Source organism: Xanthomonas sp. NCPPB 1754 (assembly GCF_041475725.2).
Taxonomy (GTDB): Bacteria; Pseudomonadota; Gammaproteobacteria; order Xanthomonadales; family Xanthomonadaceae; genus Xanthomonas; species Xanthomonas euvesicatoria.
Genome location: NZ_CM192982.1, coordinates 1,239,773 through 1,251,045 on the forward strand (window position 1 = coordinate 1,239,773; position 11,273 = coordinate 1,251,045).

The 11,273-nt window shown below is 65.1% G+C and carries 5 protein-coding genes; all 5 read left to right on the forward strand.

The features are described from left to right. Positions 1-558, forward strand: a complete 558-nt coding sequence (locus ACCQ15_RS05585) for a hypothetical protein (protein WP_372381297.1) — start codon at positions 1-3, stop codon at positions 556-558. A gap of 112 nt (positions 559-670) precedes the next feature. Then, entirely contained in the window at positions 671-1,870 is a 1,200-nt protein-coding gene (gene prpF / locus ACCQ15_RS05590) for a 2-methylaconitate cis-trans isomerase PrpF (RefSeq protein ID WP_372165482.1), read from the forward strand. Between the two features lie 516 nt (positions 1,871-2,386). Next, complete coding sequence (locus ACCQ15_RS05595) at positions 2,387-4,603, forward strand: TonB-dependent receptor (protein ID WP_031421458.1); 2,217 nt, start codon at positions 2,387-2,389, stop codon at positions 4,601-4,603. 77 nt (positions 4,604-4,680) lie between these two features. Further along, the gene (locus tag ACCQ15_RS05600; RefSeq protein ID WP_218532961.1) at positions 4,681-5,685 is read left to right on the forward strand and encodes a nucleoside hydrolase; all 1,005 of its coding nucleotides are present in this window, start codon (positions 4,681-4,683) and stop codon (positions 5,683-5,685) included. Positions 5,686-6,232: 547 nt separating this feature from the next. After that, complete coding sequence (locus ACCQ15_RS05605) at positions 6,233-11,134, forward strand: alpha-2-macroglobulin family protein (RefSeq protein ID WP_372381298.1); 4,902 nt, start codon at positions 6,233-6,235, stop codon at positions 11,132-11,134. Positions 11,135-11,273: the final 139 nt, after the last annotated feature.

Genomic DNA, 11,273 nt, shown 5'->3' on the forward strand with positions numbered 1-11,273 from the left:
ATGGCCGATTCTTCGCGATTGATCTTCATGCTCAAGCCGCCACCGCAGGTGCTTGAAGCGATGGCCGGTGTCGTGGCTGCACACCGCCTGGATGCACTGCTTGGTGAGGCGTACTTCGATCCAGGCAACTGGCATCAATCGGTTTCGGATCGGTTGGAAGGGTCGGCTGCGCGTGCCGCAATGCTGCGCGCGGGCGATCGTCTCGATGCTCAGGCAGTGACGTTCTGCTTGAACCGGATCACCAGTGGCGGAACCGACCCGGTGCATTGGGCATTCCGGGCAGAGGGCACGCCATTTGCCTTCGTTGCATTGCAGGCTGCCATCGCAGCAGCGCTGTGTGCGGAAGGCCTGCATGGCGGGGGCGGACACACGCCACACATAACGATCAGCTATGCCGCGCCCGGTAAGCTCAACCAGCCAATCGTGCCCATCACCTGGCACGCCACCGAGGTGCTATTGGTCGAAGGCGGTGGGCGACCGTATCGCTATGTACCCATCGGATCTTGGCCATTGCGACCTGAGGGGCTCATGCCGGAGCAGACGCAACTGCCACTATGACATGAGCAGCAAGGCGTGCCTGCGACTGTCATGGCGACCTTCGCCAGGCCGTACAGATGCATTACGCAAAATTATTCACATCACGTCCGCACGTCGTTTCCAAGGAACATGCATGGCATTCGCTCCCCAACTCCGCATCCCCGCCACCTACATGCGCGGCGGTACCAGCAAAGGCGTGTTTTTCCGTCTGCAGGATCTGCCCGCGGCCGCGCAGCAACCGGGCGCTGCACGCGATGCGCTGTTGTTGCGGGTGATCGGCAGTCCGGATCCGTATGCCAAGCAGATCGATGGCATGGGCGGTGCCACTTCCAGCACCAGCAAGAGCGTGATCGTGTCGGCCAGCACGCGCGATGGGCATGATGTGGACTACCTGTTCGGGCAGGTGTCCATCGATAGCGCGTTCGTGGATTGGAGCGGCAACTGCGGCAATCTGTCGGCGGCGGTGGGGCCATTCGCCATCGCCGGCGGCTTGATCGATCCCACACGCGTGCCACGCGATGGCGTGGCCACGGTGCGCATCTGGCAGGCCAATATCGGCAAGACGATTGTGGCGCATGTGCCGATGGCCGATGGGCTGGTGCAGGAAACCGGCGACTTTGAACTGGACGGCGTGACCTTTCCTGCAGCCGAAGTGCAGCTGGAATTTCTCGACCCGGCCGACAATGCCGAAGGCGAGGGCGGGGCGATGTTTCCCACCGGCAACGTCATCGATCAACTGGAAATTCCCGGGCTGGGCACGCTCGATGCCACGCTGATCAATGCGGGCATTCCCACCATCTTCGTCAACGCGCGCGACCTGGGCTACACCGGGACCGAGCTGCAGGACGCCATCAATGGCGACCCGCGCGCCTTGACCATGTTCGAGACATTGCGCGCACACGGTGCGGTGCGGATGGGTTTGATTGCGAAGGTGGAAGACGCCGCGACACGGCAACACACGCCCAAGGTCGCCTTCGTGGCGCCGCCGGCCGACTACACCGCGTCCAGCGGCAAGCCGGTGCATGCGGCCGAAATCGATCTGTTGGTGCGTGCGATGTCGATGGGCAAATTGCATCACGCGATGATGGGCACTGCAGCAGTGGCGATCGGCACCGCTGCAGCCGTGCCGGGCACGCTGGTCAATCTGGCTGCCGGCGGTGCGGCGCGCTCGGCGGTGCGCTTCGGGCATCCATCCGGCACCTTGCGGGTCGGCGCGCAGGCGCAGCTGGTCGAGGGCCAGTGGCAGGTGACCAAGGCGCTGATGAGCCGCAGTGCGCGGGTGTTGATGGAGGGGTGGGTCAGGGTGCCGGCGCCGGTTGCCGAGGTTGGATAGGCCTGCGCAGGGTGTTGGCGCGCGTGGATGCACGCGACACATGCCTGGCGTGCGAGGCACTTCACTGGTGCTGGTGTGCGAGATGTGCATCGCGTCGGTCGGGCACGCCTGGTGGCGATGCGGAGCCGGCGTCGCGCTGCCCGCATTAGCCGGATCTGCTCCGCATCGGCTCTTCCAGGCATACGCGTAGAACCCGGAACATCTGCGTTTCAGTCCGGCGTATGTCCACGCTGGATGGTCATTCCCAATGCCATTGATCGATGTTGTTGCGCCCCCAAGTGATTGGCGCTGGCCACCACAGCGCAGTAAATGGCAGCGTGGCCAGCGTCGCTAACCAAGCCTCCTTTTTCGCCATCGTGTAAAACGCACTGCCGTGTTGCATTAATTCGAACGCTGTTTCGAATTCTGGAAACTTTTTCGCACGCGCCCTGCCATAATTGTGTAAATCGTGTTAATTCTGTTGCACCGCGGCACGCAGGCCGGGCCGCCCCGCCACCAGAATCCGGAGTTCTTCCCATGTCCGCCAGCCGGTCGCTCAAGATCAGCGCGCTTGCCGTTGCCGTCGCTTCCTTTCTTCCGCTCCATGCCGCTGCACAGCAGACGCCCGGCGACGACGGCGTCGTGCGTCTGGATGCGGTCAAGGTCACGGTCGAGCGGCGTTCGGAAGACTCCAAGGATGTGCCGGTTTCCGCCTCGGTATTGCGCCCGGAGTTCCTGGATGCCATCTCCACCAGCGGCTCGGACATCCGCGTGCTGGCCGGCAAGGCGCCCAGCCTGAACATCGAATCGTCCAACGGCCGTGTGTTCCCGCGCGTGTACATCCGCGGCTACGGCAATACGGACTTCAACACCTACGCCTCGCAGCCGGTGTCGTTGATCTATGACGACGTGGTGCAGGAAAACGCCTTCCTGAAGGGCTTCCCGATCTTCGATCTGGAAGGCCTGGAAGTGCTGCGCGGCCCGCAGGGCACGCTGTTCGGCCGCAACACGCCGGCAGGCGTGGTCAAGTTCAATTCGGTCAAGCCGACCATCGGCGCCAATGACGGCTACGCCAGCCTGTCGTACGGCACCTACGGCACCATGACCCTGGAAAGCGGCCTGAGCATCGCGATGGGCGACCATTGGGCAGCGCGTCTGTCCACGCTGGGCCAGCGCCGCGACGATTGGGTGGAAAACCGCGACGGCCGCGATCTGGAAGGCTATACCGATTCGGCCGTGCGCCTGCAGCTGCTGTACCAGGCCAGCGACGATTTCAGTGCCTTGTTCAATGCGCATGCGCGCCATCTGGACGGTACCGCGCGCCTGTTCCGCGCCAACATCATCCAGCCCGGTACCAATCAGCTGGTGGATGGCTTCGATGCGGAAAAATCCTTCATCGACGGTGCCAACCGCCAGGAACTGCAGACCTACGGCGGCAGCGCCAACCTGACCTGGGACCTGGGCGACATCGCGCTGCACTCGATCACCGCCTACGAAGGGATCGGCAAGTACTACAGCCGTGGCGATATCGACGGTGGCTTCGGCGCGGTGTTTGCGCCGCCGTCGGGCCCGGGCGTGATTCCGTTCCCGGTGGAAACCGCCGGCGGCATCAAGAGCCTGGACCAGTACAGCCAGGAAGTGCGCGCCGAATCGCAGTACGACGGCCCGCTCAACTGGCAGGCCGGCCTGTACTACTTCCACGACGATGTGGAAGGCGAAAACTACACCTACAACACCCTCAGCGGCGGTGATCTGGCCAGCTATCAGCTGACCCGCCAGCGCAATACCTCCTGGGCGGCGTTCGGCTCGTTGAACTACGCGGCCACCGACCGTTTGAACCTGCGCGCCGGCATCCGCTACACCTACGACAAGAAGACCTTCGACGTGCTGGCGCTGGACCGCGTCACCCTGGTCGAACCGTCCAGCGGCGAGACCGACAACTCCAAGGTCACCGGCGATCTGGCGGCTACGTTCTCCATCAACGACGCCGTCAATGTGTACGCACGTGCCGCACGCGGTTTCCGCGGCGCCAGCTTCGGCGTGCCGTCGGGCACCGCGCCGCTGACCGTGGCCGAGCCGGAGACGGTGGACTCGTTCGAGGTCGGCATCAAGTCGGACCTGTTCGACAACCGCGCGCGCCTGAGCTTTGACATCTACGATTTCCGCGTGAAGAACCAGCAGCTCACGGCGGTGGGTGGCGCGTCCAACGACATCCGCCTGCTCAATGCCGACAAGACCAAGGCCCGCGGCGCGGAGTTCGATTTCGAAGCCTTGCTCACCCAGAACCTGCGCGTCACCGCCGGCGGCGCCTACAACTGGACCCGCATCGACGACCCGAACCTGTCGGTGGGCATCTGCCGTACCTGCACGGTCACCGACCCGATCAACGCGGCCGGCCGTGCGGTGATCGACGGCAACGACCTGCCGCAGGCAGCCAAGTGGATGGCCAACGCCACCCTGCGTTACGGCATTCCGATGGGCAACGACGGCGAGCTGTTCTTCTACACGGACTGGTCGTACCGCAGTGAAGTGAACTTCTTCCTGTACGACTCCAAGGAATTCACCGGCCAGCCGCTGGTCGAAGGTGGCGCCAAGATCGGCTACAACTGGGGCGCGGGTGCGTACGAGTTGTCGGTGTTCTGCCGCAACTGCACCAATCAGATCCGCGTGACCGGTGCGATCGACTTCAACAACCTCACCGGCTTCATCAACGACCCGCGCATCGTGGGTGCGCAGTTCCGCGCCAACTTCTGATCGGCGTTTTGGTGGAGCACTATCGAACCGCCGGCGATCATGCCGGCGGTTTTTTTTATGGCAGCAGGAGTGGGCAGATGCAGCGGACCTGGCAACGCGCGTGGGTAGCGATGGCGATGTGGTGCGTGGCGACAACCGCGGGGGCGCAGCAGTCGGCCGCGGCCGTGCAATCCACGCTGGCATCGGTGCAGGCCGAGAAAGTGGTGGTCTCTACCGACGTTGGCGACGATATCGACGATGCCTTCGCCTTAGGGCTATTGCTGCGTCGCCCGCAGTTGCAGGTGCTGGGCATCGCATCGGCATGGGGCGACACCGCGTTGCGTGCGCAGTTGCTGCAGCGGTTGTTGCAGCAGGCCGGGCGCAGCGAGATTCCGCTGGCAGCGGGCGCGCGTACCACCAGCACTATCGCCTTTAGCCAGGCGCGCTGGGCGGCCAAGGGGCAGTTGCCGGCGGCACTGCCGGATGCGGCCGCGATGATCCTGCAGCAGGTGCGCCAGCATCCGGGCGAGGTCACCTTGCTGGTATTGGGGCCGATGACCGATGCGGCGCTGGCGCAGCAACGTGACCCGGCCGGCTTTGCCAAGCTCAAGCGTGTGGTGGCGATGGGCGGATCGGTGCGGATGGGCTATGGCAAGTCTGCGTATCGTCCGGCCAGTGCGCCGGCGCCGGAGTACAACATCCTGGCCGATGTGCCTGCAGCGCAGCGCGTGTTCTCATCTGGTGTGCCAATCGTGCTGTTGCCACTGGATGCCACGCAGATCACCCTGGAAGAACCCGAGCGCATTGCACTGTTTGCGCATGGCGACGGGCTGACCGATGCGCTCACGCAGCTGTACTACCAGTGGCGCAACACCGACCAGCCCTGGGCCAGTGCCACGCCCACGTTGTTCGATGTGGTGCCGGTGGCCTGGTTGCTACGTCCGGCGCTGTGCCCGACCACGCCCTTGCATCTGGACGTGGATGCGCAAGGCTATACCCGCGAAGGGGCTGGTGCGCCCAATGTGCAGGCCTGTTTGCACGTGGACAAGCCGGCGCTGATCGAGATGTACATGCGTGCGTTGTTGGAGTTGCACGGAGAATGAGGAACACAAAGAGTCATGCCTGATCCCGCGGCGAGTGCTTCTTTGCAGCTCTTTGTGATCTAGCCAAAAGCCGGGTTGGTCGACAGCGCGGTGCCCTCACCGATCACGGGACACGCCGTGAACCTGTCCGTGGGGGATCGATGGCGTCATCCATGCCGCCATCGGTCCCGCAAGCGGTGAGGGCACCGCGCTAAACAGTTGGCTGCTGACCAACTGAACGCGGGTCACTCGGCTCGCGTGCTGCCGCGGATCGATTGTTGGCATTCGATGGACGCGATGACAGAACGAGCGAGGCCCTGCAGGCAAGTCGCAGTCCAGCTGCCTGCGCCAGGCGGCATGACGTGGTTCGGCGGTCGCTCCAAGCGCGAGTACCAGACCACTGCGCTCACCGCCAGTCTGCCATCGCATCGCTCGCCAGCAGCGCACGCTTGCCGCCCATCGGCAAGCAGCCACGTCGTCGCATCGGCGCCATCAGCCAGATGCGCAGCGTCGTTATACTTGCGTTCTCACATTGCGAGTAGCACGAATGGACAGCCAGGGATCACGGATGATGCGGTCGGGCACGCGGCGGGTTGTGCTGTGGGCGGTGTTGCTGGCCGTGGCGATCGGCGCGGTGGCGTGCAAGCGCAACGAAAGCGGTCAGCTACCCGCCGCCAGTGGCGAGGCGATCAAGGCCGAAAAGCAGGCCATCACCGGTTTCGCGCTGGCGCGTGCCTATCCCGACCAGACCAGCGACGGCCTGTCGCTGGCACTGGAATTCTCGCGGCCACTGGTCGGCACGCAGGATTTCGATGCGCTGGTGCGCTTCGAAGAAAAGGTCGGCACGGGCGACAGTAGCTGGACGCTGTCCGAGGACGGCAAGACGCTGCGCTACCCGTACGTCGAAGCGGCCAAGGACTACACCGTCCTGGTCGACGCCAACCTGCTGGCCGCCGACGGCAGCCGCCTGGGCAAGCCACTCAAGCAAAAGGTCTACACCGGCGAACTCAAGCCTGTGGCCGGGTTCGCTTCGCAGGGCAGCGTGCTGCCGGCGCGCGAGAGCCGTGGCCTGCCGGTGGTGTCGGTGAACGTGCCGGAAGTGGACGTCGAGTTCCTGCGCGTGCGCGAGAAGTCGCTGCCGGCGTTCTTCCAGCAGTTCCAGCGTGGCGGGCGCCGTGGCAGCTGGGATCTGGAGAGCGAATACAGCGGCAACCAGCCGTTGTCCAAGCTGGCCGACCCGGTCTACGTCAATCGCTTCATCCTTGGCGGCAAGCAGAACGAGCGTGTGCTGACCTACCTGCCGACGCAGGACATCAAGGAGCTGCAGGAACCGGGTTTGTATTTCGCGGTGATGAAGCGCGCCGGCAGTTTCGAGAACGAATTCGACACCGCGTTCTTTACCGTCAGCGACATCGGCCTGCATACGCGCGCCTACAAGGACAAGTTGTTCGTCCACACCGCCTCGTTGCAGAGCGGCGAGCCGGTCAAGAACGTGGAGCTGCGCATCCTCGATGTCAAGGGCGAGTTGTTCCTGAAAGGGGCGACCGACGGTAACGGCAATGCGCTGCTCAACTACACGCTCGACGCCGGCCATGTGCTGACCGCACGCAGCAAGACCGACATTACGCTGCTGCCGTTCAACCAGCCCGCACTGGATCTGAGCGAGTTCGCCGTGGCCGGGCGCCAGGGCGCGTGGTTCGATGTGTTCGCCTGGGCCGGTCGCGATCTGTATCGCCCCGGCGAGACCATGCGCGTCTCGGCGATCCTGCGCGACAACGACGGCAAGCCGACCAAGCCGCAACCGGTGTTCCTGCGCCTGAAGCAGCCGGACGGCAAGACCTTCCGCGAGACCAAGCTGCTGCCGGGCGAGCAGGGCTACTTCGAATTCGCCCAGCAGATTCCGGCCGATGCACCGACCGGCCGTTGGCAGGTGGAATTTCGCACCGATCCGGCCAGCAAGGACGCCGTGCAGGGCATGACCGTGCGTGTGGAAGAGTTCCTGCCCGAGCGCATGAAGCTGGACCTGGACAGCACGCAAAAGACCTTGAGCGCCGGCCAGCCGTTCAAGCTGGTGGCCAATGCCGCGTATCTGTACGGCGCACCGGCCGCTGGCAACCGTTTCACCGCCAAGCTGGCAGTGAGCGTCGAGCAGCATCCGCTCGAAGCGTTGCCCGGCTGGTTCTTCGGCGACCCCACGCTGGAGCTGCCGCGCGAAGCCAGGGACGTGATCGACACCGAATTCGGCGGCGACGGCATCCTGCGCGAAGACATCGCATTGCCGGACGAGGCCAAGCCGGTCAGCACGATTGCCGCGGTCGTCTCCGGCAGCGTGTACGAAACCGGCGGGCGCACGGTCACCCGCACCCTCAAGCGCGTGCTGTGGCCGGCCAAGGCCCTGGTCGGCGTGCGGCCGTTGTTCGACGACGCCGACGGCGCCGATGCCAATGGGACGGCGCGCTTCGAAGTGACCCGCGTGGATGCCGATGGCAAGCCGCAGCCGGCCAAGGGCCTGAAGGTCACGCTGGTGCGCGAGCTGCGCGATTACCACTGGAACTACACCGACAACCACTGGGATTACGACTTCACCCGTCGCTTCGAAAACAAGGACACGCGCACGCTCGATGTGGGCAGCGTCAATGCCAAGATCGATTTCCCGGTGGAATGGGGCGAGTACCGCCTGGACGTATTCGACCCGGCGAGCGGGCTGACCACGCGTTACCCGTTCCGCGCCGGCTGGAGCTGGAACGATGAAAACCGTGGCCTGGATGCGCGCCCGGACAAGGTCAAGCTGGCGCTGGACAAGACCGGCTACCGTGCCGGCGACACGCTCAAGGTCACGCTGACCCCGCCGCATGCCGGCAAGGGCGTGCTGCTGGTGGAAAGCGACAAGCTGTTGTACGTGCAGGACATCGACGTCAAGCCCGGCAGCAGCTTCGAGATTCCGGTGACCGAGGCGTGGGAGCGCCACGATGTGTATGTCACCGCACTGGTCTTCCGCGGCGGCAGTGCGCCCAGCAAGATCACCCCGGCACGCGCGGTGGGCGTGGCCTATGTGCCGATGGACCGCAAGGCGCGGCGGGTGGCGGTGGGCTTGTCCGCGCCCAAGCAGATGCGCCCCGAGCAGCCCTTGCCGGTGACGGTGAGCGTGCCCGAACTGGCAGGCAAGGCCGCGCACGTGACCATTTCGGCAGTGGACGTGGGCATCCTCAACATCACCCGTTTCCCGGTGCCCGATGCCAACGCGCAGTTCTTCGCGCAGCGTCGTCTGGGGACCGATGCGTACGACATCTATGGGCGGGTGATCGAAAGTTTCGAAGGCGCCAGCGGCAAGCTGAAGTTCGGCGGCGACATGGCGCTGGAAGCCTTGCCGCAGGCCAAGCGCCCGACCGCGCGCGTGCAGACGGTTGACCTGTTTTCCGGCTCGGTAAAACTCGACGCAAAGGGCAATGCGCGCGTGCAACTGCCGGTGCCGGACTTCAACGGCAGCTTGCGCGTGTCGGCGTTGGTGTACTCGGATACCCGTTACGGCAACCGCGATATGGAAACCATCGTGCGTGCGCCGATCCTGGCCGAAGCCAGCATGCCGCGGGTGATGGCACCGGGCGACCGCAGCACGGTGACGCTGGACGTGCAGAATTTCACCGGCAAGCCGGGGGAATTCAACGTGCGTGTGGAGGGCATTGGCCCGCTCGCCATCGGCGAGGCGTCGCGCAGCGTCAAGCTCGGCGTGGACGCCAAGCAGACGCTGAGCTTCCCGCTGAGCGCCACCGAAGGCTATAGCGTGGCCAAGGTGCGCGTGCGCGTGGATGGCAATGGCTTCAAGGCGGACCGCAGCTACGAGTTGCCGGTGCGCGCCGGCTGGCCACAGTTGTTGCGGGCACAGACCCGCGTGCTCGACCCGCTGGCGCCGATCACCCTGGACAGCGGCTTTGCCGATGGCCTGATGGCCGGCTCGGTGACCGCGCGCATGGTGGTCAGCGCGTTGCCGCCGATTCCGTTCGCCAGCGCACTGCAGGGCGCGTTGGAGTATCCGTACGGCTGCGCCGAGCAGACCACCAGCAAGGGCTATGCGGCGCTGCTGCTCGACGATGCCACCGCCAGAACGCTCGGCACCAAGGGGCTGGAGGCGGCCAAGCGCCGCGAGCGCATGGAAGGCGCGTTCGGGCGTCTGGCGTCGATGCAGATCGCCAGCGGGCATTTTTCGATGTGGGGCGACGATGGCCACGTCAATCCGGGCCTGACCCCATACATTGCCGAATTCCTGCTCGACGCCAAGGACGCCGGTTTCGCGGTGCCCGACACGGTGCTGCAGAAGGCGCTCAATCGCCTGAGCGAAGATCTGTTGTCCGGTGGCAACGAGTTCTATGGGCAGGACCGTCGCGACAACTTGAAGTTCGCCAATCAGGCCTGGTCCGGCTACGTACTGGCACGCGTCAACCGCGCGCCGCTGGGCACGCTGCGCGCGCTGTACGACAACCAGCGCGACAAGGCGCTGACGGGCCTGTCGCTGGTGCATCTGGGCATCGCCTTGTCGCTGCAGGGCGATACCAAGCGTGGCGATGCGGCGATCAAGGCCGGGTTTGCCAAGGACAGCAGCGAGCGTCCGCCGTACTTCGGCGATTACGGCAGCGCGATCCGCGACGACGCCTTGATGATGGCGTTGCTGCACGAACGCGGTTTGTCCAAGCCCGAGTACGACACCCGCGCGGGGGCCCTGGGCCGCGCGTTGGATGCACGTCGCGCGACCGGTTGGTTGTGGCTGAGCACGCAGGAGCAAGTGGCGCTTGCGCGGTTGGGCAAGGCGTTGATGGCCGGGCAGGGCAAGCAGGTGTCCGGCAGCTTGACGGTGGGCGACCAGGTACAGCAGATCGCACCGGCACGCGTGTTCGGGCGCAGTTTCGACAGTGCCGCCCTGGCGCGCGGCGTGCAGTTCGCGCCACAAGGCGAGGCGCCGATGTACGCCAGCCTGGAAGTGGCCGGCATTCCGCGCAGCGCACCGGAACCGGACACGCGCAATCTCAGCGTGGAGCGCAGCTGGTACACCACCGACGGCAAGCCGTGGACCCCGCGTCCACTCAAGGAAGGCGAAGCGTTGATCGTGCGCGTCAGCATCACTGCCAACAGCAGCATGCCCGACGCCTTGCTCACCGACCTGTTGCCGGCCGGTTTGGAAATCGAGAATTTCAATCTCGGCGATGCCAAGCAGTGGGCCGACGTGGTGGTGGACGGCATCGGCATCAGCGAGCGGTCCAGCGCCGCCGACGTCAAGCACGAAGAGTTCCGCGACGACCGCTATGTGGCCGCGCTGGCGCTGTCTTCGGGCAGCAAGGCGCAGGTGTACTACCTGGTGCGTGCCGTCACCCCGGGGACCTACACGGTGCCGCCCTCGCTGGTGGAAGACATGTACCGGCCGGAGCTGCGTGGCGTGGGGCGCAGCACGCCAGCCACGATGACGGTGGTGCAGCCGTAAGGCGACGCGTTCGCTCTTCTCCGTCGGGAGAAGGGGCCCCGCCAGGGACGGATGAGGGGACGAGCGAAGCCTGGTGTCGTTGGCATGGCATGAGTGGCTTCGCCCGTACCCTCACCCCAACCCCTCTCCCGCAAGTGGA